The organism is Pedobacter miscanthi, from assembly GCF_003315595.1.
Lineage (GTDB): Bacteria > Bacteroidota > Bacteroidia > Sphingobacteriales > Sphingobacteriaceae > Pedobacter > Pedobacter miscanthi.
Window position 1 is genome coordinate 68,803 of sequence record NZ_QNQU01000014.1, and the last position, 23,520, is coordinate 92,322.

Annotated in this window: 20 protein-coding genes; 12 read left to right on the plus strand and 8 right to left on the minus strand. The window is 38.6% G+C overall.

What is annotated here, in order from left to right; all coding sequences use genetic code 11:
• Position 1: 1 nt before the first annotated feature.
• Complete coding sequence (locus tag DRW42_RS16575) at positions 2 to 709, minus strand: esterase family protein (protein WP_113949949.1); 708 nt, start codon at positions 707 to 709, stop codon at positions 2 to 4.
• 180 nt (positions 710 to 889) lie between these two features.
• Here DRW42_RS16575 and DRW42_RS16580 point away from each other — a divergent pair, with 180 nt between their 5' ends.
• Positions 890 to 1,702, plus strand: coding sequence for an alpha/beta hydrolase (locus DRW42_RS16580; RefSeq protein ID WP_113949950.1), 813 nt, complete (start codon positions 890 to 892; stop codon positions 1,700 to 1,702).
• A gap of 108 nt (positions 1,703 to 1,810) precedes the next feature.
• Here the strand turns inward: DRW42_RS16580 and DRW42_RS16585 are convergent, their stop codons facing one another.
• On the minus strand, positions 1,811 to 2,488 hold the full coding sequence (locus DRW42_RS16585) for a TIGR02117 family protein (RefSeq protein WP_113949951.1): 678 nt from the start codon (positions 2,486 to 2,488) through the stop codon (positions 1,811 to 1,813).
• Positions 2,489 to 2,620: 132 nt separating this feature from the next.
• Between DRW42_RS16585 and DRW42_RS16590 the strand changes: the two genes are divergently transcribed.
• Positions 2,621 to 3,073: a VOC family protein gene (locus tag DRW42_RS16590; RefSeq protein WP_113949952.1), complete on the plus strand. Its 453-nt coding sequence runs from the start codon at positions 2,621 to 2,623 to the stop codon at positions 3,071 to 3,073.
• Positions 3,074 to 3,343: 270 nt separating this feature from the next.
• On the opposite strand, the gene DRW42_RS16600 is transcribed toward DRW42_RS16590, so the two are convergent.
• The gene (locus DRW42_RS16600; protein ID WP_113949954.1) at positions 3,344 to 3,703 is read right to left on the minus strand and encodes a DUF4180 domain-containing protein; all 360 of its coding nucleotides are present in this window, start codon (positions 3,701 to 3,703) and stop codon (positions 3,344 to 3,346) included.
• 233 nt (positions 3,704 to 3,936) lie between these two features.
• Here DRW42_RS16600 and typA point away from each other — a divergent pair, with 233 nt between their 5' ends.
• The 7 genes from typA to DRW42_RS16635 all read left to right on the plus strand — a co-directional run bounded on the left by typA (position 3,937) and on the right by DRW42_RS16635 (position 11,809).
• Positions 3,937 to 5,742 carry a translational GTPase TypA gene (typA, locus tag DRW42_RS16605; RefSeq protein ID WP_113949955.1) on the plus strand — a complete coding sequence of 602 codons (1,806 nt, stop codon included), beginning with the start codon at positions 3,937 to 3,939 and terminating at the stop codon, positions 5,740 to 5,742.
• A 321-nt stretch (positions 5,743 to 6,063) separates the two neighbouring features.
• Positions 6,064 to 6,624 (plus strand): Crp/Fnr family transcriptional regulator, encoded by a 561-nt coding sequence (locus DRW42_RS16610; protein WP_113949956.1) that lies wholly within the window; start codon positions 6,064 to 6,066, stop codon positions 6,622 to 6,624.
• 63 nt (positions 6,625 to 6,687) lie between these two features.
• Complete coding sequence (locus DRW42_RS16615) at positions 6,688 to 7,266, plus strand: NAD(P)H-dependent oxidoreductase (protein ID WP_113949957.1); 579 nt, start codon at positions 6,688 to 6,690, stop codon at positions 7,264 to 7,266.
• Positions 7,267 to 7,419: 153 nt separating this feature from the next.
• The gene (locus DRW42_RS16620) at positions 7,420 to 8,346 is read left to right on the plus strand and encodes a lysophospholipid acyltransferase family protein (RefSeq protein WP_113949958.1); all 927 of its coding nucleotides are present in this window, start codon (positions 7,420 to 7,422) and stop codon (positions 8,344 to 8,346) included.
• Positions 8,347 to 8,431: 85 nt separating this feature from the next.
• Complete coding sequence (locus DRW42_RS16625) at positions 8,432 to 9,346, plus strand: lysophospholipid acyltransferase family protein (protein ID WP_113949959.1); 915 nt, start codon at positions 8,432 to 8,434, stop codon at positions 9,344 to 9,346.
• Positions 9,347 to 9,376: 30 nt separating this feature from the next.
• Positions 9,377 to 10,567, plus strand: a complete 1,191-nt coding sequence (locus DRW42_RS16630; protein ID WP_113949960.1) for a serine hydrolase domain-containing protein — start codon at positions 9,377 to 9,379, stop codon at positions 10,565 to 10,567.
• A 198-nt stretch (positions 10,568 to 10,765) separates the two neighbouring features.
• Positions 10,766 to 11,809: a hypothetical protein gene (locus tag DRW42_RS16635; RefSeq protein WP_113949961.1), complete on the plus strand. Its 1,044-nt coding sequence runs from the start codon at positions 10,766 to 10,768 to the stop codon at positions 11,807 to 11,809.
• Positions 11,810 to 11,955: 146 nt separating this feature from the next.
• Here DRW42_RS16635 and DRW42_RS16640 read toward each other — a convergent pair whose 3' ends face one another.
• From DRW42_RS16640 to DRW42_RS16655, 4 genes are all read right to left on the minus strand, one after another.
• Entirely contained in the window at positions 11,956 to 12,516 is a 561-nt protein-coding gene (locus DRW42_RS16640) for a type 1 glutamine amidotransferase domain-containing protein (RefSeq protein ID WP_113949962.1), read from the minus strand.
• A 179-nt stretch (positions 12,517 to 12,695) separates the two neighbouring features.
• Positions 12,696 to 13,442 carry a glycosyltransferase family 2 protein gene (locus tag DRW42_RS16645; RefSeq protein ID WP_113949963.1) on the minus strand — a complete coding sequence of 249 codons (747 nt, stop codon included), beginning with the start codon at positions 13,440 to 13,442 and terminating at the stop codon, positions 12,696 to 12,698.
• Between the two features lie 2 nt (positions 13,443 to 13,444).
• Positions 13,445 to 14,536, minus strand: coding sequence for a PDDEXK nuclease domain-containing protein (locus DRW42_RS16650; RefSeq protein ID WP_113949964.1), 1,092 nt, complete (start codon positions 14,534 to 14,536; stop codon positions 13,445 to 13,447).
• 111 nt (positions 14,537 to 14,647) lie between these two features.
• Complete coding sequence (locus tag DRW42_RS16655) at positions 14,648 to 15,928, minus strand: glycosyltransferase family 4 protein (RefSeq protein WP_113949965.1); 1,281 nt, start codon at positions 15,926 to 15,928, stop codon at positions 14,648 to 14,650.
• A gap of 74 nt (positions 15,929 to 16,002) precedes the next feature.
• Between DRW42_RS16655 and DRW42_RS16660 the strand changes: the two genes are divergently transcribed.
• The 3 genes from DRW42_RS16660 to DRW42_RS16670 all read left to right on the plus strand — a co-directional run bounded on the left by DRW42_RS16660 (position 16,003) and on the right by DRW42_RS16670 (position 21,895).
• Positions 16,003 to 19,200, plus strand: coding sequence for a S41 family peptidase (locus DRW42_RS16660; RefSeq protein WP_113949966.1), 3,198 nt, complete (start codon positions 16,003 to 16,005; stop codon positions 19,198 to 19,200).
• 414 nt (positions 19,201 to 19,614) lie between these two features.
• Positions 19,615 to 20,364 carry a class I SAM-dependent methyltransferase gene (locus DRW42_RS16665; protein WP_113949967.1) on the plus strand — a complete coding sequence of 250 codons (750 nt, stop codon included), beginning with the start codon at positions 19,615 to 19,617 and terminating at the stop codon, positions 20,362 to 20,364.
• A gap of 7 nt (positions 20,365 to 20,371) precedes the next feature.
• A complete protein-coding gene (locus DRW42_RS16670) occupies positions 20,372 to 21,895 on the plus strand; it encodes a rhomboid family intramembrane serine protease (protein WP_113949968.1) in 1,524 nt (507 codons plus the stop codon).
• Between the two features lie 10 nt (positions 21,896 to 21,905).
• On the opposite strand, the gene DRW42_RS16675 is transcribed toward DRW42_RS16670, so the two are convergent.
• Positions 21,906 to 23,357 carry an alpha-L-fucosidase gene (locus tag DRW42_RS16675; RefSeq protein WP_113949969.1) on the minus strand — a complete coding sequence of 484 codons (1,452 nt, stop codon included), beginning with the start codon at positions 23,355 to 23,357 and terminating at the stop codon, positions 21,906 to 21,908.
• Positions 23,358 to 23,520: the final 163 nt, after the last annotated feature.

Genomic DNA, 23,520 nt, shown 5'->3' on the forward strand with positions numbered 1-23,520 from the left:
CCTAAAGCTGTGCAATATAATTCGGAAACATTTCTCGCCAGATTGGCCAGTCGTGGTCGGCATTTTGCCTGATATCCAGCCAGTGGTCAATTCCTTTTTTGCTTAAAATGTCTGATAAACGCTCGTTATCCGGCCGGCACATGTCGCGGTCGGTTGTGCCTAACACAATTTTCATATAATGCAGTTCGGGGTTGCTGTTGTTTAACAGATAATCTACAGGGTTGTTGAAATACACATCGTCGTTGTAAAAACCATCCAGTTGTCCCGAAATATCGAAAGCACCGCTCATACTAAACATGTGGCTCACCAGCCAGGGATGCCGGAAAGCGAAATTTGCCGCATGATAACCTCCGAAACTACAACCAGCCGTAATAATTTTGCTGTGTCCGGTTTCATGCCGTGCTAAAGGGGCAACTTCTTCCAATAAATACTTGTCGTACCAAATGTGGTTCTTCACCCGGTCTGCAGGATGGATACTTTTGTTGTACCAGCTCAATTTGTCGACGCCATCCGGGCAATAGATCTTAATTTTTCCTTCATTGATAAATCCTTCAACAGAATCGATCAGCCTGAAATCCTTATTTTCAAAATATCGCCCCATGCTCGTGGGGAACAGTAGGATAGGGATACCACCGTGACCAAAGATGAGCATGTCGATTTCGCCACTTAAATTCGGGCTGTACCATTTCTTATGTTCTTCTTTAACCATAATAAAAATTGAATGATTTAAGATATAAATTTAAATCTGTAAAAAGAATTGTTTAAGCGCATAATTGATGCAAATCAAAGCATATTGTAAAAATTAAGGTTTGGTAATTAATAGTTTAGCGAGATTTGTACCTTTGCACCGAAATTCTGGGGCTACAGCCACGTGTTAGGGGATTTGATTATGATGTACACAACAATTTTATCGGTAAAGGTTAATATTAACAACTTTAAAATTCCATCGGCTTATTTAAAGCACGAGGTGGAGATAGATATTTATACTCCTGAAGGTATTTTAGGGAATGAGAAAATAGAGCTTTTACTGCTAAACGATGGTCAGGATGTAGCTAAAATGGATTTTAGCCGGATTTTGGAAGATGCGCATCATGGTAAAAGAAACCACAGGCTGGTTGTTGTGGCCATTAAAGCATCCGAAGAACGTTTAATGGAATATGGCGTTGCCGGAGTACCCGATTTTAAAGGTCGCGGCGCCAAAGCGCAAGCTTACAGCGATTTTGTAATTAAAGAACTCCTCCCTTTTGTAAAAAAGAAAATTGCGATGCCGATTTCAGGAAAAGTGGGTTTTGCAGGTTTTTCTTTGGGTGGTTTATCTGCCTTTGATATTGCATGGAATAATCCTTCCGCTTTTGATGCCATTGGAGTTTTTTCAGGTGCATTTTGGTGGAGAAAAAAAGACCTGGCAGATGGTTATACCGATGCCGACCGCATTATGCATGCGAAAATTGAAAATACCACAACCAAACCCGATATGAAATTCTGGTTAATGACCGGAACGGAGGATGAAAAAGCTGACAGGAATAAAAACATGATCATCGATTCGATTGATGATACCATTGATATTGTAAAAATCCTTCTCGATAAAGGTTATAAAAGACCTGAAAATGTTTTTTATTATGAAAAAGTAGGTGGTAAACATGATGTACCCACCTGGGAAAGTGTAATGCCTGCTTTTTTGGATTGGGCGTTTGAGGTTTAGTAACGTTGATTAACTTCTATTTATTCTCCTGCGTTTCGTCACCCTGAATTTATTTCAGGGTCTTTAGCAAGAAGATGCTGAAATAAATTCAGCATGACGGTATTGAAATTACTTATACTTCAAAAAAATACCCGTATCAAAAATCGTCCATAAGCAACTGCGCTGACCACACTTTTTTAATGCACCGTTGGCCCAGGTATTACAGGTTTTAAAAATGCTGTAACTACCTTTGGCTTCGTAAAAAGCGTCGCCTATATCGTAATGGATATCTGATTTAACCCTGATCAGGTGCCCTGCTTCATCTTTTTTAAATGAACTTAAAATGTAATCGATCAATAGCAGGTATTGCGCTTTGCTGATCATGATTTTTTTACAGCTGGCATCTTCCCTGATGTTTTTGTAATAGGTAGTATGCATCGCCGATGTGCTTAAACCGGATATGGCCCTTAAACCATTGCTGAGTTTCAGATCCGAAAATTCGGGTGTTTCGAGGTAAAACTTTTTATCTCCCCAGCCCATGGCCAGGTATTGATAAGTGCTGTCGGCTTCTAACGTATTCTGATAACTGATTTCTTTCGTCCAGTTTATCTGTTCGGTAACTGCAGGTACTACAATGTCGGTGTGTACACCATTCGTCATAATGTAAATGGCAATTTCCTTTGGGTTTGCAGGATTAGGGTTTACAGTGATTCGTGAGCAGCAAAAGGCTGTGAGGAAATAAATCCCGATCAAAGCCGTAAACATGATGAAAAATCTTGCTGTATATTTTAAAAACCGTTTGTTCATGCTGCCCTTGATTTTATCTTAATACAGCGTAGGTGTTTTTGGTAACCCATTTCTGGTGTATATCAATTTTATTGATGCAAGTATCGAAAAACATGATTTTTAGCAGGAGTTAGTTATTCCTACTTTCATCGTATGATAAAAGGATTATTTGAAACACATATTTATGTGGAGGATTTGGAAAGATCGATTGATTTTTATAGCAATGTTTTGGGTTTAGCACAATGCCATTATGAAGAAGGGCGAAGAATTGCCTTTTTCTGGATCGGTAAACCGCAGGAAGCCATGCTGGGGATCTGGGAAAAGCCAAAAGATGAAATCGATATCAGGCATTTTGCCTTCTGTTGCGATGTTGATGATGTACTGAATAAATCTGTTCAGTTTTTAGAAGCTAATAACCTCCATCCCTATAATTTTCTTAAAAGCAGCGATCACGAACCTATGGTTTTTGCGTGGATGCCTGCTTTAGCCATTTATTTTGATGATCCCGATGGGCATGCATTGGAATTCATCGCTATTTTAGAAGGTGAGGCCAGGCCAGAGTTAGGCGTGATTTCTTACCTGGACTGGTTGAATAGAGATCTTTAAATGTAATCTTATACAGAATTGGCATCTTGAGCTTGAATTTGTTGCGAATCAATATGAATGACGGGGGGGAATGCGTATACTCAAAAAATACCGTCATTTCGAGCGGAGTGCAGCGAAGTCGAGAACCACGTAAGTGCTCAGCGAAGCTAAATCCGTCTCGAGATGACGACGCTTTATTATTAGAGGCTGGCAATTGTATCTTATCGAAGGGTGAAGTATTGCTAAAAACATTTCGACAAGCTCAATGTGACAAAGTTCATAACCAATAGCTTAACCACCAAACTTCTGCAAAGCCTCGGTTGTTGATGTCAGGAAATTGATGTGTTTGCCTTTATTGCTTTCGTAAATAAAATCTTTAATACTCTTGTTTTGATATGTGCTAAAATCGCCAACAATAGCCAGGCTTACGCGGTAATTCGAAAATTTTTGAAGAATTTCTCCCGCTATTCCATTTTTCAGGTCGAAGAAATTAGGGGTGATATTTTGTTGATGAATGATGATTTTATCAAAACCCTGGTAGTATAAATTTCCCAGGAGGTCTAATCCATCTTCGGTATTATTGATTACGATTTCTTCCGAAATAATTTCGGCAATACTGATGTCATTTATGGTATGGCTTTCGATTTTCATTTTAGGATAGCGTATCTGGTAGATTTTTGATCTTTTAACCGGACTAATTTAACCATTATGTTTATGAACGAGGCATTGTGTTAAAACCTGCTATTGGGCCGAAAAATGAGATGCTGTATGTTTCTGTTTAAAAATGAGATAATTGCAACATTATCATCGTATTAAATAGTGTGAGATATAGTAGAAAATCCATTTCAAAACACTATCTTTGCGCCAAATTTGAGGCGCATTTTATGCAAAAGATTAGAAATATAGCTATTATAGCACACGTTGACCACGGTAAAACCACGTTGGTTGATAAGATTTTACACTCTTGTTCTATTTTTCGTGACAACGAACAAACAGGAGATCTGATATTGGATAACAACGATTTAGAGCGCGAGCGTGGTATCACGATTGTATCTAAAAACGTATCTGTTCAGTACAAAGACGTAAAAATTAACATTATTGACACTCCTGGTCACGCGGATTTCGGCGGTGAGGTAGAGCGTGTTCTGAAAATGGCAGATGGTGTACTTTTACTTTGCGATGCTTTTGAAGGTGCAATGCCTCAAACACGTTTCGTAACGCAAAAAGCTTTAGCCCTTGGTTTAAAACCGATTGTGGTAGTAAACAAAGTGGATAAAGAAAACTGTCGCCCTGAAGAGGTTTATGAGCAGATTTTCGAATTGTTCTTTAACCTTGAAGCAACAGAAGAGCAATTGGATTTCCCGGTTATCTACGGTTCATCTAAACAAGGATGGATGAGTACCGACTGGCAAAAACCAACTACAGATATTTTTGCTTTATTGGATGCGGTTGTGGCTAACATTCCACCAGCACCAATTAACGAAGGTACTTTACAAATGCAGATCACTTCGTTAGATTATTCTTCTTTCGTAGGTCGTATCGCAATTGGTCGTGTTCACCGCGGTACCATTAAAGAAAACCAACCGGTAACTTTAATTAAACGTGATGGCAAAATCGTAAAATCAAGGGTAAAAGAATTATATACTTTCGAAGGTTTAGGTAAAATCCGTACTACAGAAGTAAGTTCGGGCGATATCTGTGCGGTTGTAGGTATTGATGGTTTTGATATTGGTGATACCATCGCTGATTTCGAAGCACCAGAACAATTACCGGTAATCAGTATTGATGAGCCAACAATGAATATGTTGTTTACCATCAACAACTCTCCGTTTTTCGGTAAAGAAGGTAAATTAGTAACCTCTCAACGTATTAAAGAACGTTTATACAAAGAGATGGAGAAAAACTTAGCTTTAAAAGTTGTAGAAACTGCATCTCCTGATTCGTGGTTGGTATATGGTCGTGGTATTCTCCATTTATCAGTATTGATCGAAACCATGCGTCGCGAAGGTTACGAAATCCAGGTTGGTCAGCCACAGGTTATCGTTAAAGAAATCGATGGTAAAAAACATGAGCCGATTGAAACATTGATCGTTGATGTTCCGGGTGAAGTTTCTGGTAAAGTAATCGAGTTGGTAACTCAACGTAAAGGTGAGTTGTTAATTATGGAGCCAAAAGGTGATTTACAGCACTTAGAATTCGAAATCCCTTCACGTGGTATCATTGGTTTACGTAACAACGTATTAACTGCTACTGCTGGTGAGGCGATTATGGCACACCGTTTCAAAGCTTACGAGCCTTGGAAAGGTACAATCCCTGGTCGTTTAAATGGTGTATTGGTTTCAATGGAAAAAGGACAAACTACCGCTTATTCAATCGATAAGTTACAGGATAGAGGTCGTTTCTTCATCGATCCGGGAGCTGATGTTTACGAAGGTCAGATTATGGGTGAGCACATCCGTGATAACGATTTAGTGGTAAACGTGGTAAAAGGTAAAGCCTTAACCAACATGCGTGCTTCTGGTACGGATGATAACACCCGTATTGCACCGGCAATTAAATTCTCGTTAGAAGAAGCTATGGAATATATCCAGGCTGATGAGTACATCGAGGTTACACCTGCAAGCATGCGTTTACGTAAAATCTATTTAACAGAGCAAGAACGTAAAGTTAAAGGAAAGCAATTCGCTTAAACCCTTTAAGCATACAAATATCAAAGCCCCGATGTAAATCGGGGCTTTTTGCGTTTAAAATGGTTTTATTAGAGTTGACAATTTTAGCAGTAAACAAGGCCAGAAAGTTGTCTACTCTTACAGTAAAGATTAGCTGGGGTTTTAGGTCCTGATAAAATAATTTGTAAAGCAATTTCAGTGCACTTTTAATGTTAGTCCTTCTTTCCGCTAAATCCCCGATGAAGAATCGGGGGATACCGCTGCAATAAGGTTTAGGTTGGTCAAGGCTGTGGTAATAGGTTCCTTAAGTTTTGCTTATCTTGCCCCTGCAAAATTTTTACAATGCAAACTTACCTTCAGTCCTTTAATATTCTTTCGCCGGCAGAAATTGATGTTTTTACAGCGAATGCTACACCGAGGACATTAAAAAAAGGAGAATTTTTTATTACCGAGCATCATACCTGTAAAGAGGTAGCTTTTATTAAATCGGGTATTTTGCGCTCTTATTATACCGCTGCCAATGCAGAAGAGTATACCTACTGCCTTACATTTCCCAACCAGTTTATGACGGCTTATTCATCATTGATTACCGGAAATCCAACTGTCGAAAATATCCAGGCTATGAGTGATGTAAATTTATTGATCATTAAAAAAGAAGTTATTGATGATTTAGCCAATTCTAGCATAAATGGATTAAAACTGTTAAAAACCATAGCTGAACAACAATATCTTCATTTGGAAAAACGGGTTTTCATGTACCAGAAAGATGCCGCCAAAGCACGTTACCTGGAACTTTTCAAAAATTATCCCGAGTATATTAAACAGATTCCGGTAAAGTACCTCGCCTCTTTTCTTGCCATTACGCCGCGGCATTTAAGCAGGCTGCGGAAGGAAATTATTTAAGGACATTTGTCTGCCTGTTGAGCAAAAAATCGAAGCTACTTTTATGTTGAAAATAAAAACAGCATGAAAAATATCTTAATCATAAATGGCCACCCCAATAAAGCCAGTATCAATTTTGCTCTTGCAGAAGCATATTATAAAGGAGCAGTAAATGCGGGTGCCAATGTTTCGTTAATCAACATTGCCGATTTAACCTTTAACCCCAACTTACAGTTTGGTTATCAGCAACGGATGGATCTGGAGCCTGATCTGATAAGTAGTTTGGAAAAAATTAAAGCCGCCGATCATCTGGTTTGGGTGCATCCGGTATGGTGGGGCGGTTTACCTGCTTTGATGAAAGGTTTTATTGATCGTTTATTTCTACCTGGGATTGCCTTTAAATACCGCGAAAACAGTGTTTGGTGGGATAAACTATTTAAAGGCAAAACTGCCCGGATTATTACCACTTTAGATCAACCCTCGTGGTATTATCGCATATTTTTCGGCCGGCCAAGCGTTAATCAGCTAAAAAAAAGTGTACTCCAGTTCTGTGGGATAAATCCTGTTAAAGTTACCTATGTAGGTATTGTTAAAAAATCAACCAAAAAGCAACGGGAGAGGTGGATTAATGCGGCATTTAAGCTGGGTAAAAATTTAAGTTAACATCTTAATGGTCTTTTTATTATTCATACCCAAATTGGTTTTTGTAAGTAATATTCTATAAAACCTGCAGGAATAAAAATCTAACAATTTTATGGCAATTGATATTTTATTCATCTGTAACTTTGTATGTTATAACCAAAACATCATAATGCAATGATTAATAAAGCGTTATCCAAGGCGGGTATATTTTTATTGAATTTACTCTCTCTATTACCGCTATTCATTTTATACAGATTGGCAGATGCTTTTTATGTGCTGATTTTTTATGTTTTTGGCTATCGCCGAAAAGTGGTTAAAGAAAACCTGGTTAATGCCTTCCCTGAAAAAAGTCCTGCCGAAATCAAAGCCATAGAAAAAAGATTCTATAAATTTTTGGCCTCACTTTTTATCGAGGTGATCAAAATGAAGAGTATATCAAAAAAAGAACTTAATAAAAGGGTTGTATTTAAGAATGTTGATCTTGTTGAAGCCTACCTCAAAAATAAGGAGAGTGTAATTTTCTGTTCGGCGCACTTCGGTAATTATGAGTGGGTTTGTATGGCTATTGGTTTAGCTTTTTCAGGCGAACACTACCCAATTTACAAACCTTTAAGCAGCGATGCTTTCGATAACTGGTTTCTGGATATGAGGAGCAGGTTCGGTAACCACATGGTATCGATGCGCCAAACTTTAAGGGCCATCCAGGCGAGTAAAAACGAAGCAACCATGTTCACTTTCGGGAGCGACCAGGCACCTTCAAAAGACGACTCGACCTATTGGACAACATTTTTAAATCAGGAATCTGCTATTCAGCTGGGGGTAGAAAAGATTGCGAAAAAGACTAACCGCCCGGTATTTTACCTTAAAATTAATACCATAAAAAGGGGCTATTATGAGGTAGACTGTGTACCAATCTGTTTAAATCCTACTGAAACTGCCGAATTTGAAATTACCGAAATGCATACCCGCTTTTTGGAAGATATGATTAAAGAAGCACCGGCGTATTGGCTGTGGAGTCACCGGAGGTGGAAGTATAAACCCGAGTCAAAAATTTCTAAAACACTAAAAGAAGATCAGAATATGATAGATGCCATGGCATAATCCATTTGTCTGAAATTAAAATCTAACATTTTTGTGGCATAATTTTTTGGAGTGCTTTTTAATTTAGCATTTCAACTAATATGGTATGATTAAAAAGGGGATTTCCCGTTTGGGAATATTTTTTTTAGGCGTATTATCTCTGTTTCCATTATCTGTTTTATACATTCTGGCCGACGGGGCTTATCTGCTGCTTTATTTTGTGATCGGCTATCGCCGTAAAGTGGTAAGGGAAAATTTATTAAATGCCCTACCTGATAGAACACTAAATGAAATTATAGTTATCGAGAAACGTTATTACCGGTACCTGGCATCATTGATATTCGAAATCGTTAAAATGACCAGTCTCTCAAAAGGAGAAATAAAAAAACGTTTTGTATTTAAAAATAAAGAACAGGTTCAGGCCTATTTAAATCGTGGTCAGAGTGTATTGATCTGTGCGGCACATTATGGTAACTGGGAGTGGGGTACACTAGGCATCGGACTTAATTTTACAGCAGATCATTATCCAATTTATAAGCCCCTAACCAATCCAACATTCGATCACTGGTTTAAAAAAGTACGAAGCAAATTTGGAAATAAACTCATTGCCATGCGGCAAACCATGCGTGCCTTACAGGGCAGTAAAGGCAAACCCAGCATGTTCAGTTTTGGTAATGATCAGTCGCCTTCAAAAGATGAATTACATTACTGGACCACTTTTATGCATCAGCATACTTCGGTTCAGCTGGGGATAGAGAAAATTGCAAAACGTATGGGGCAGCCGATATTTTATTTTAAGATTAATGTATTAAAGCGTGGCTTTTATGAAGTGGACTGTGTGCCCTTATGTTTAAACCCTGCTGAAACGGCTGAATTTGAAATTACCGAAATGCACACCCGTTTTTTGGAGCAGATGATCAAAGATAAACCCGAATACTGGTTGTGGAGCCATAAAAGATGGAAACACCAGCCTAAAAAGGAACTGCTTTTTACCAGGAATGAAATGTTAAAACAGGCATAATATTTATATTTGTATATATAACGCCTGTAAATGAAAACGTTCAAAAAATTATTGCTGCTATTTATATATGCATTCTTTTTATCATTATTTGCCTTATTTCTCTGGAAACCTTACCTTTTAAATGTATTAAAATACAGAACACCCGGTGCCGAAACTTATAAAATTTTTCCTCAGGAAATTTCACGTAAAAGCGATTCGGCCTTTCATTTTGTCCGTGCAACAAAACCACGTAATGATTTAGATACTTTGCACGTACTTGATGGAAATAACCGGTCAATTCCATTAAAAACTTATTTAAAAAATGGGCAAATCAACGCTTTTATTGTAATCAGGAATGATAGTATTTTATACGAAAAATATGATAAAGGTTATAGGGATAGCACCTTGAGTACCATATTTTCGGGAGCGAAAAGTATGATCTCCATTATGATTGGCCAGGCCCTGGCTGATGGTAGCATTAAAAATTTAAACGATAAGGTAACAACGTATATCCCCGAATTAAAATCGAATCCTGCTTTCGAACAGATTACTTTAAAAAACCTGTTGGATATGAAATCGGGACTCGAATTTAAGGATGCGCTCGGAGGGGTTGTTAAGGCATTTTTTTCTGACGAAGCTAAATATTATTATACCGATGATATGCAGGCACAGTTAATGAAAGTTAAACTGGTAAATAAACCAGGTACAGTTTGGGTTTACAAAAGTATCGATCCCATTTTACTGGGTTGGGTTTTAAAAAAGGCAACGGGTAAATCTGTAGCACAATATTTCGAAGCCAATGTATGGAAACAGATCGGAACCGAATATAATGCAACCTGGGGGCTCGATCAGGTAAATGGTTTAACAAATACGGCCAGCCGTTTTCAGGTAACCGCAATAGATTTTGCTAAAATCGGTCGCTTATATCTAAATAAGGGCAGATACAATGGCAAGCAGATTGTTCCCGAAAACTGGGTAAATCAATCGGTCAATATTGGTACCGAAAAACCTGCGTCGGCTAAAGGCTGGCAAAAGTCGGCCCATCATTACCTTTGGTGGGTTCCGCAGGAAGGTGATAAAGGCGATTATGCTGCAGAAGGGATGCTGGGGCAAAGGTTATACGTCGATCCGAAAACAAATACCATTATTGTACAATTTGCCGATCATGGTGCCGGTAATTATCCTTACCGCAAAATCAGCAGGTATTTGAGCGCTTTGCCGTTTAGTTATCCAAAAGGATGATAACCATCGAACAAATGTTTTTTTTACCACTGATGCGCACGGATGAACACGTATTGTTATCTGTGTGCATCCTTTTTATCTGTGGTTAAATGTTATATCCATGCCACTTTGGTTGATAATCGATATACTTTGTGGTAGAAAAAGAAAGAATCCTGTGTTCTTTGTGGTTAAATTTTTAAAACTGTACATTGCTGCTGCATGGAAAACAATGATGTAAAAATTTCAAAAAAGAAACCGATTTTTCCGGTTACACCTGCTTTGCAGAAATATCTGCGTACCTATCAGCGCGAAGCGAAATTGCCCATTGGTTATAACGACCTGATGCAGTTTAATGAGGCTTTCCCGTTAATGGATAAATTTGGTAAAGATTCGCTTTGGGAAGGCCCAATTTATGCACAGGATTTAATCGGACCTCTGCATGAAGGTTTAAAGGAAATTTACGCCAACCTAAAGGCATCTGGTAACCTCCGGATTGTAGAGCATAAATACATTGATAAAATTGAATACTGCACTTTTGGAAATACACATCCATTCCGCATCAGGATTGTAAACCGCTTAAATGATGTTTACGATTATTTCTATATTAAAAAGGCTGATGCATCGCGTATATACGGCTTGGAAATGGAAGAAATCCTTTCGCCTAACCAGGTAAACTATCTGGTTGATGGCGATACGTTGGTGGAGGAGCATATTGCCGGCATCCCGGGAGATGTTTTCACAAAAGGCCAGCTTTATACCCCCGAGTTTAATCCTACGCGGATTGCCAAAGAGTTTGTGAAATTTAATGAGCGCTGTTTGATTATGCTTTTGGGCGATATGCGTGCCTATAATTTTGTGGTGCAGATTACACCCGATTTTGATGATATCCAGTTCCGCATCAGGGCAATAGATTTTGACCAGCAGTTTTACGAAGGAAATTTAAAAGTTTACCTGCCACAGTTTTTTAAGGAAAACTTACCTTATGTAAAAATGAGTATGGAGCAATTAACGGAGAAAACGGTACTGCAATATCAGCAGGAAGAACGTTCGTCAATTGTGCACCGGGTAAGGAGCGAACGCCACCGCTTAACCGATCTTCGTGATGTTTCGAATAAAGAAGAACTTACCACGCCCGAAAATATTGCTTTGTTAAAACAAGGGATGAGCGATTATTTTAAGGATACAAATTACCTGCGCTGTAATACCATGACTGATATTATTGAACTGAATATTAAAAATATTATCAGACAAGTTAAGTTGTAAGTGGTGTTGGATGTTACCATCCGACACAGAAAAAAAACACTAAGTCAGATGGCAACATCTGACTGCATAAAAAAGAGCAGAAAAGAAAAACGGCCGACAAGTTGCCGGCCGTTTTTGAGTGAATCTAGAAAGAGCGTCCAAAGTTTTTAGGCGTGCTGCCCTTCATGAACACCTTCGGCAAATTCCTCTACAATTTTATCGTTAAATGCAGGTAAATCTTTCGGTGTGCGACTAGTTACCAAGCCCTGATCTACCACTACTTCTTCATCCGACCAGAGTGCACCTGCATTGATCAGGTCTTGAGAAATATTCTTTACTGAAGTTAATTTTCTGCCCTGAACCACATCGGCATTAATCAACGTTTGCGGACCATGGCAAATGGCTGCAACAGGCTTTCCATCGGCAAAGAAAGATTTTACAAAAGCCAGGGCATCTTCGTTAACCCGTAACTGATCGGGATTAATTACGCCACCAGGTAGCAGTAAACCATTATAATCTTCAGCATTGGCTTCAGAAATGGTCTTATCTACATCAACTTCTATCGACCAATGATCCTGGTCCCAGGCTTTTATTTTACCACTTTTTGAGGAGATGATGTGAACGGTGGCTCCTTCTTCTTTTAACCTTTTTACCGGTTCGGTTAATTCTACTTCTTCAAATCCGCTTTCTGAAAGTACAGCAATAATGCGGTTACTTAATTGTCCCATAATCTTTAATGTTTTAACAGGTGATATATTAAAAGACAGTTAGGGAAAAATATTGTTTCAGAAAATTTGAGATTAATCTAATCGTCATGCTGAATTTATTTCAGCATCTATTAAGAGATACATTACAAAATTAGATAGATTCTGAAACAAGTTCAGAATGACGTAGTAGCGAAAAATACCTAGTCGTTCGTTCTGCGATGCTTCACAAAATATAAGGCTAAATTACCGGCAATAATGATATGGTTAAAAATATTGGGCAATAAACCATAATATTTGGTAAAAATTTTAAAACGTTCTTTTAAGCTTTCGCGGTGTTTTTTCTTACTCATGCCACCAACCAGGTATTTGGCTACATATCGGTGAACATTCACAATATTCGAAGCTTTTTTTGCTGCTTTAATAATCCAGTCGATATCAGAACTATATTTATAAGTTAAATCGTAAGGAGTAACAATGCTGCGGCGGATGTAAATGGCCTGGTGACTGATGCTCATGCCGTATTTAAAGCTCGTCCAGTCAAATTCTTCCGGTGCTTCATGTCTTCTACGGCCCAGGTTTTCCCAGTTATCATTGTACATTTCGGTTTCTCCGTAATAGATATCAGCGCCGGGTGCTGAAGCAAAAACATCTTCTACCGTATTTTCGTCGTAAATTTCATCGCCGGAATTCATAAATAAAACATAATCGCCGGTAGCCAAGGCCAAACCTTTATTCATGGCATCATAAATGCCTTTATCGGGTTCAGAAACAATTGTTGAAATGCGATCTTTATAATGCTCAACAACCTGCAGTGTACCATCCGTTGATGCACCATCTATTACGATGTATTCAATTTTTTTATAAGTCTGTTTAAGGATAGATTGGATGGTACGTTCGATATCACGAACGTTATTGTACACAATGGTGATGATTGTTAATTTGGGCATGCTTAGTCCATTAATTTTTTAAAGGTTTCTGCATCGGGGATTAAACCTTTAAATGCTTTTGGTAATATTTGGCTGGTGGTATACGTAGAAACACCCATGGCCTTGCTAAAATCGCGGAACGAAAATTCCACAATCTTGTTTTTCTTTTCTTTACAGAGTATGATTCCTATTGATGGCTGTTCGTGGGGCTGTTTAACATATTCATCCAGAGCCGATAAATAGAAGTTCATTTTTCCTAAATACTCGGGTTTAAATTTTCCGGTTTTGAGTTCAAAAGCAACCAAGCATTGTAAACGGCGGTTAAAGAATAAAAGGTCTAAAAAATATTCTTCATCTTCAACAATTAGTCTGTACTGGTTACTGATAAATGCAAAATCGGTTCCTAACGACATTAAAAATTTTTTGATGTTCTGTACAATTCCGCTTTCTAAAATGCGTTCATCCTCTTCATCAGGTTCTTCTAAATTAATAAAATCCAACAGGTATTCATCCTTGAATGATTGGAGCGCTTTATTCCTTAATTCCTCGTTAGAAATCGTTTTTAGGAAGTTGTTCGGTAAACTGCCTGAGTTACTGAATGATTTGTTTTTGAGTTGATGTTTTAGGGTACCAACACTCCAAAATTCGATAGCTGCTTTTTGGATATAATATGTTCTTTCCTCTACCGATTGTGAGTTTTGTAAAATTTCGATGTGGTGGGTGAAACTGATATTGAAAAATGTTTTTTCCAATTGGTCCGTCACTGACGGACTAAATTTAATGTTCTGAATATCAATTAATTGTAATTGGTCCGTCAGTGACGGACTAATTAGCACATGCTCTTGCCACCACTCAAAAAAGAACCTCATCCGTTTAATATTTGTTCCTGAAAATCCGCGTAAGCCTGGTAATTCTAATTGTAAATCACTGGAAAGGTTATCTATTACTTTAGCGCCCCATTTCTCTTTTTCTACCTTTTCCGAAATAAATTTGCCCACGGTAAAATAGAGTAGCAAAAGCTCTTTGTTTACCGAAGCAGCTGCTTTATACCGGCTCGATAAAATAGCCGATTTTAATGCCTTAATACTTTCAGAATAATTAGTGATGCTTTCCATTTAACAGTTTCAACCGGTATAAATCTAATAAAGATTGGCCAAATTTTTATTTGCTGGCAAGAAAATGAGACTTTGCCAACTAAATTATAAAACCTTGATTAAAAATTGATTTTATTTCGGCTGTAAATCAATCAGTGTTTCATACAAATGGATATGTTCAGCAGCAATAACTTCTTCCGAAAAATTGGTTAAAATGCTTAACCGTGCCGCTTTCTGGATTTCTTCTTTATTAGGGTGGTGATAAAGCCATTCGATACCGTTTGCCAGATCCTCTGCATTTTGATATTCGGCCAGGTAACCGTTCTGCATGTGTTTTACCATGTCTGGAATGCCGCCGGTGGTAAAGGCAACCACGGGTGTAGCGCATGATAAACTTTCCATCACCGTATTCGGTAAATTATCTTCTAATGAAGGTGTGATAAAAGCGTCGGCGGCCGAATAACATTTAGCTAAATGCTCGTCTTTATTAATCGTGCCCAAAAATGTGGTTTTGAAGGGGAATTCGGGCATTTCTGCATTTTCCTTATTCCCGAAAATAACCAATTCGATATTTTCTTTTTGTATCCCTTTTCGGCGCGAAAGGATTTCCAGTGCTTCGATCAGATAAGGTGTTCCTTTATGTTTATCATTTTTTGAAGGCATAAAACCGCTCATCAGCACAAATTTATCCGGATTGATTTTCAGGACTTTTTTGGCTTCCGATTTAACATAAGGTTTAAAAATTTTTGTTTCGATCGTATTCGGGATCACAGTAGTTTTCCTTGTGCCCAGCAAACTGCTGAATTTCACCGATGCAGCCATCCATTTGCTCGGCGCCAAAATGTGAAAATTCAATTCGATATAAGCTTTCTGTTTGCGCAACCAGGTTTTATGCGAGATATCATTTTTACCACTGATTTTCAAAATCGGGCAGTTTCCGCATTGATGGTGAAAGTTTTCGCAGCCATAACGCACATGGCATCCACCAGTAAAAGCATTGCTATCATGAAAGGTCCAAACAATTGGTTTTTCCAGTTCATCAAGCTGTGCTAAAAATTTAGGATTAAGAAAGCCATGGTTTACCCAGTGTAAATGGATAATATCTGCACTTTTAACATCCGGATGGTTAATTACCGAACAGCCAAACCATTGCAGGCTAAACGGCGTTTTTACCGATTTACTTAGCCATTTGGCAAAATATCTTTCAGATAAAATATTATAAACCGCTCTGGCCTTTTGAACCGGCGATTTGCTAAAAGTATCAATCTTTGGGTTTTGGCCAAATTTATAGTAAACCAATACTTTCGAATCGATTCCACTAGCCTTTAAGGCATCACTTAAACGCAAGCAGGCACGTCCTGCTCCGCCATTTCCATCGTAGGTATTTAGGTGTACTACTTTCAAATCAATCAAAAATACATTTTATTGTTTACGAATATAAAATCTGTTGCGTATTTTGAGGCATCAAAAGCCAAACAAAATAAATCATGATCAAATCGTTCTTAAAATCGGTTGCGGCAATAGCTTTTTTATTGCCTGTTTATTCTTTTGCACAAGGCCAGACCTACTTTGCGGCATACCCTGCATTAACGCCTGATGCGCAGACAATAGTATTCAGTTACGACGGAGATATCTGGAAAGTTCCGGTTAAAGGAGGTGTGGCATCGCGGGTTACAGCCATGCAGGGCGAAGAAATTAACCCGAAAATATCTCCTGATGGGAAGTGGCTGGCCTTTTCTTCCAATCAGTTTGGCAATTACGATGTTTATGTAATGCCTTTATCTGGGGGAGATATTAAACAGTTAACTTTTAACGATGCCAGTGATGAAGTAGATAACTGGAGCTGGGATTCGAAAACAATTTATTTTACTTCTGGCCGCTACAATTCTTTTTCGAGTTATAAGGTAAACGTAAATGGTGGTACAGCTGTTAGGCTATTTGAAAATTATTTCAATACTACGCACCATATTGCCGAATCGCCAACAGGTGAGTTGTTTTTTAGCGATACCTGGGAGAGTTACCGTTTTGCAAACCGTAAACATTATAAAGGCGCTTATAATCCCGATATCCAATCCTATAATCCAAAAACCAAAAATTATAAACGTTATACAGATTATATCGGAAAAGATTTCTGGACCAGTGTTGATCAGAAAGGTAATATCTTTTTTGTATCGGATGAAGGTAACGACGAATACAACCTCTATACTTTTATCAACGGCAAAAAAACGGGTTTAACCAATTTCGATACTTCCGTTAAACGTCCGTTTGTTGCTGCAAACGGAACAACGGTAGTATTCGAAAAAGATTATCAGTTATATACCTACGATGTAGCTTCAAAAAAAACAGAGAAAATCAATATCAGTACCTCACGCAACCAGGTATTGAGTAAAGAGCAAGAGTATGATGTGCGCGGAAATATTTCAGCATTTGATGTTTCTACAGATGGCAAAAAGATGGCTTTTGTTTCTCGCGGCGAAGTATTTGTAAGCGATGCAGACGGAAAGTTTATCCGCAAAATTACCAACAGCGGCGAACGTGCCTTAGAATGTAAATGGCTGGCCGATAATAAAACTATTTTGTTCAGTCAAACCGCTAATGGTTATCAAAACTGGTTTACCATTACCGGTGATGGAAAAGGTGCTATAAAACAGCTTACAAAAGATAAGGCAAACGTACGCGATATCACTTTGAACAAAACCAAAACCATGGCGGTGTATTTAAGTGGCAGAAATGAGCTCAAACTGATGGACCTTAAAACTTTTGATGCAAAAACATTGGTAACTGATGAGTTTTGGGCGCTGCAAAGTGCTGCACCGAGCTTTTCGCCAAATGACGAATATGTGCTTTTTACCGTTTACCGCAATTTTGAGCAGGACATTGTAGTACATCACATTAAAAACAATAAAACCATTAATTTAACCAATACCGGTGTTACCGAAACCGGACCGGCATGGTCGCCTGATGGTAAATATATTTTCTTTACCAGTGCCCGTACCAAACCTTCGTACCCAACCGGAATGCAGAATGCGCACATTTACCGCATGGCCCTGAACAATTACGATGAGCCATACCGGTCTGATAAGTTCGACGATCTGTTTAAAGAAACAAAACCTGCGCCAGCAGAGGTTAAGCCCGCAACATCCGAAACTAAAAATGATAAAAAAGGAAAAACCGATACCACTAAAAAGAAAACAGAAGTTAAGCCTACACCTAAACCGGCCAATGTAATTACAATTAATACGCAGGATATTTTAGACAGGGTAGAACAGGTTGGCCCTTCTTTTGGCGGTCAGTACGGTACCGACGCTTACGCCAAAGGCGATAAAACCTATGTTTTTTATTCATCTAACCACGAAGGTGGTGCACCAGGACTTTACCGCACTACCATAGAGCCTTTTGAAGCCAATAAAACTGAAAAAGTTGCTGATGGTGGCGATTATTCCATTGTTTCGGCCGGTGATAAGTTTTTTGTGCTATCGCGGGGTGTAATTAACAAATATAGCCTCGAAGGCAACAAGTTAGATAGGGTAGATCATGGCTACAAATTTACCCGCAACCTGAATGCCGAATTTAACCAGATGTTTTACGAAACCTGGGTAGGTTTGGATGAAAATTTCTACGATGAAAAATTCCATGGCATAGATTGGGATAAAATGAGAACACGTTATGCTGCATACCTGCCTTATGTAAACAACAGAAGCGATTTAAGGATTTTGTTGAATGATATGCTGGGTGAGCTGAACTCTTCGCACATGGGCTTTAACAGCTCAGGAGCAGAAGAACGCAAAAACCTGAATTATATAACCAACGAAACAGGGATTATTTTCGATAACGAAAATCCTTTAAAGGTAGAGCGCATCGCGGCGAAAAGTAATGCCGCCCGTACCGGAACGAACATTTTGGCTGGTGATATTTTAACCGAAGTGAACGGTGTTAAAGTGGATGAAAAGATTGACCGCGATTATTATTTCAGTAAGCCATCGCTGGATCGTGAAATGACCTTAACATTTAAACGTAATGGAAAAGATGTTTATGTAAACGTACATCCTGAAAGTTCGGGTACTTTACGCGGAAACCTTTACGACGAATGGATTACTAAAAACCACCAGAATGTTGATAAATGGAGCAATAACCGCATTGCTTATTCGTATATGAAGAACATGAGCGGGGGCGAGCTGGAAACCTTTTTGCTGGATATGGTTGCGCAGGAAGAAAATAAGGAAGCCATTATCCTCGATCTCCGCTACAACACGGGTGGAAATGTACACGATGACGTACTGAAATTCCTTTCGCAACGCCCTTATCTGCAATGGAAATACCGTGGAGGTAAACTGGCCCCGCAAAGTAATTTTGGTCCGGCCGTAAAACCGATTGTGTTGCTGGTTAACGAACAATCGTTAAGTGATGCCGAAATGACTGCAGCAGGTTTTAAACAGTTAAAGCTGGGTAAAATCATCGGTACGGAAACTTACCGCTGGATTATTTTTACTTCGGCAAAAGGTTTGGTTGATGGTTCTTCTTATCGTTTACCATCGTGGGGATGTTATACGATGGATGGCAAAAACATCGAAAAAGAAGGTGTAAAACCAGATATTTTTGTGAAAAACACCTTCGAAGATCGCCTGGCAGATAAAGATCCTCAACTGGAAAAAGCAGTGGCAGAAATTTTGAAAGATTTGAAATAGGGTTAAGTGAAGGGATGGTTAATCAGTTAACTGTTTATCCTTCGGCTACACTCAGGAGGTTAATCGGGAATGGTGTAGAAAGATTGTTCTATTGCTGAATTGTTATATTGTTACAATTCCGGTGCAGAAAGATTGTTCTATTGCTGGATTGTTATATTGTTACAATTCCTGAGCAGAGAGATTGTTTTATGGTCGGGTTGTTAAATTGTTGACTGCCGATCATAAAACAATTTTCGTTTTCGAGCTAATTGCTGAACAATTTAGCAATCAAACAATTCAGTAATGTTTATAGCAATTCAACAATCAAACAATACAAAAAGAATATTGATCTTGGTATTCGTTTAAATTAGCAATCAAACAATTTAACAATCCAGCAAATTTTTCCGTTTCTTTGGGATTGGAATTATTTAAAACATGGCAAATTTATTAACCGACAGGGCTTTTTGGGTAAATTATTGGGAAAGTAAAAAAGGGCTTGCGGTTCAGCTACCTTCAAATTATTTATTTCACCGCCAGCTGGCTGATGTGATCCAGAAAGATCAGGTTAAAACGGCCATCGAACTGGGTGGTTTTCCCGGCTATTATGCCGTATTTCTGAAAAAGTATTCTAAGCTTGATGTTACCCTTCTGGATTATTTTGTTCACCCACCTGTGGTAAAAGAACTTTTAGAGAAGAACGACTTAACTGAAAAGGATATCCATATCATCGAAACCGATCTTTTTAATTATACACCCGAAAAACAGTATGATCTGGTATTAAGCTGCGGTTTAATAGAGCATTTTAACGATACTGCAGATATTATTAACCGCCACATTGCTTTTGTAAAACCGGGCGGAACTTTGTTTATCACGCTGCCAAATTTTAAAGCCGTTAACGGTTGGTTTCAAAAGAATTTCGATAAAGAAAATTACGATAAACATAATATCGATAGCATGGACCCTGCGTTGCTGAAATCAATCTGTGAGCAGGCGGGACTTAAAGAAGTGAAATCGGGTTATTTTGGTCGCTTTAGTGTTTGGTTGGAAAACGAAGATCAGAAATCGGCAGGTGTGCGTCTTTTTAAAAAAGCTGTTTGGCTGACCGGAAAAATTTTTACCAAGATTATTCCATTCGAGAGCAAAAATCTATCACCTTATATTATCTTAGAGGCGAAAAAAAATTAACGCGCTAATGTTGGTAAGTTGGGGTTACTCGCCTAAAATTGAAAAATTTATTCCTTTGGCCGATTTTCCGGCAGATAAATATTTAATAGTAGCCAAACAGGCTATCGAAAACCTGGGCTGGAGCCTGAGTCACGTTTCCGAAACCGGCTTAATTGCCTATACACCGATCTCCTTTCAATCGTACAGCGAAGAAATATCGATCCGTATCCACGGAAATTTTGCAGTAGTAAAAAGCGAATGTGTGGGTATCCAGATGTTTTTTAACGATTACGGTAAAAATGGTTTAAATCTTGAAAAGTTTTTTCACGAGTTTGAATACGTCGAATTTCACCTGAAAGATGTTTGGGAGGAGAGCCTGATTAAATTCCACCGGTTTATAGAAACGCAGGATGATCATTATTTCGAAAAAGCACCCTTAGCAACCAAAAATAAGATCAAAAATGTATTATTCTTGTTTTTGCCTCAAAAAGGATATACCGTAACACCGATTTTGGTGCTTCTCAATATCTTTTACTACCTGGCTCTGGTGCTATTCTCGATTGTTTGGTTGCGGTATCAGTTTGTAAGAAATGGAAGCAGTTATGATCCTGAATTTATTGAAGAGCTTAAAAAGATATCGTTAAATTTTGGTGTTAACCAGCGTAATCTTGTATTAGGTGGCGACTACTGGCGCTTAATTACTTACCAATTTATTCACGGATCCAAATCACATTTATTTTTTAATATGTATGCCCTAGTTTACCTCGGTTTGATGATCGAAAATAAACTGGGCTGGAAAAAATACCTCTTTATTTATTTAATGAGTGGCGTTTGCGGTGGTTTGGTGAGTTTAATTTTTCACCAGGAAGGGGTAATGATGGGCGCATCAGGAGCCATAATGGGTTTGTATGGTGCTTTTATCGCATTACTGATGACCAAAACTTTCGAGCAGAAAGCCACCAAAGCATTGCTGGTAAGTACATTAATTGTATCGTTATTGGTGCTGATAAACGGTGCATTTGGTAAACGGGTAGATAATGCTGCACATATTGGCGGCTTTGTTTCAGGTTTTATTTTTACTTACCTGCTTACCTTTAAGTGGGACAAGGCTTTCGAAGTTAAAACCTGGACAAGATATGCGGTTTCGATCCTTTTATTTCTGATGTTTTTTAGCGGTGTTGTGCATTTTAGTCCGAAATACGGGACCGAAGAATACCGCAAATTAAAAGATACCTTTAACAGTAATATGGGCTCGCTTAACGGCATTATGAATTTAAAAATTTCCTTACCAAAGGATGTTAAGCTGGTTTCTATCAAACAGGAAGGCATTATCCCTATGGAAAGAAATCTGGTTGTGATTAAGCAAATGCAGGCCTTAAATTTAAGGCCCGAAGATGCTAAAGAACGTGAAGAGAAAATAAAACTGAGCAAGGTATCTTACCGTGCAGTGATGTTAATGTACCGCGATATTAAAGCTGATAGTACTTATCGTTATAGCAAACAAACCTCTAATGCGTTAGCACAGGTGTTTGAGATAATTTATAAACCATAAGAATAAATGCTTAGCCTGCTTTTTTATACAATCCGATTTCACTCAATGTAATGCAAACCGGAGATTTAGTAATGTTTATTTTAACTTTATTTGTGCTTACCGGGCTGTCGAGTTTAATTAAACGTTTCGCACCAATACTGGTACCGTCATAAATTTTTTTCCAGGTATTATTTTCTAATACTTCAACCGTATAAGCTTCTATACGCTGGCCTAAAGGAATGTATTCCTGCAAACTGATGATGTCGAAAGTTTTAGGTGTTTTTAAATCCAGTTCGAGGCTTGTTTCGTGTACATTATCGGTTGTAGCCCAATAAGTTTCCCTGTTACCATCAAGGAGGTTTGCGGTGTTAAATTTTTTGCCACGGCTATTGCCTGCTTTAATTCCGGCGTTTTTTGCAAGGTTATTTTCGAAGGTATGTTTAACCATATCGCCAAAGGTTTTTAAAGCGGCTACATCATCTTCGTGCAGCTGACCACGGGTATCAGGTGCCAGGCCAAGATCTAATCCTGCGCCTCTGCCCACACTTTTTAAATACAGATCGAATAATTTCTCCGGTGTTTTTGGTTGTTCGCTGGCATGGTAAAACCAGCCTTTTCTTAAGGGTACATCACATTCTGCCGGCATCCAGAATTTTCCGTTTCTGATTCCTGCAGGGCTTTGCGGATAATTTGCCTGTCCGGGCACAGCTTCACTTTTCCCATCTGGTGCCATTGGTGTAAAAGTGGCCCATGAGGTTTCTGCTGCATTTCCATTTTCATTGCCCACCCAGCGGATATCTAAACCGATATCGCTAAAAATATTGGCCATTGGCTGCATTTTGCGTGTAATGGCCCAGGTATTTTTCCAATCGTAATAAGTGGTGTTGTCAATGGAACGTTTTTCTTTAGCACCGCCATAATAGCCATCACCGCCATTAGCGCCATCGTGCCAGCTCATAAAAAGTTCGCCGAAATTGCTGTAAAGCTCCTTTAACTGGGCCTGGTAAATGGCCAGGTACTTATCGGTACCATAAAGTGCGTTATTCCTGTCCCAGGGCGAGCAATATACCCCGAACTTTAAACCGTTTTTGCGCACGGCCTGTTCTACCTCCTTAACCAAATTTCCTTTGCCTGCCCTGAACGGGCTTTTGCTAATGTTATAATCAGTGGTTTTTGTTGGCCATAGGGCAAAACCATCGTGGTGTTTGGCCACCAGGATAATACCCCGTAATCCACCAGCTTTTGCAGCTTTAATAATCTGGTCGGCATTAAAATCGGTAGGGTTAAAGGTTTTCGGATCGGCATCTCCAAAGCCCCATTCTTTGTTTTCGAAAGTGGTTGGTGTAAAATGGATCAGTCCGTAAACTTCGATATCATGCCAGGCCAGTTGCCTTTTAGAGGGTAATGCACCATAAGGTTTTGGCGCTGTTTGGGCATAAACTGCCGTTGTAATAAATAGAAAAAGAATTAATAAAGGTTTCATAATTATTATAGCTTAGATGTAACTAAAGTACAAATAAATACGGTTGCTACGCTAAGAGTTAATCAATATTTAACTTGTTTTGTAAGTAAAAGCCAGATTATTTTCCATCTTGATCGTTACATAAGCTAATCAAACATTTAATTTTTCCTTACGTTATTTAGTC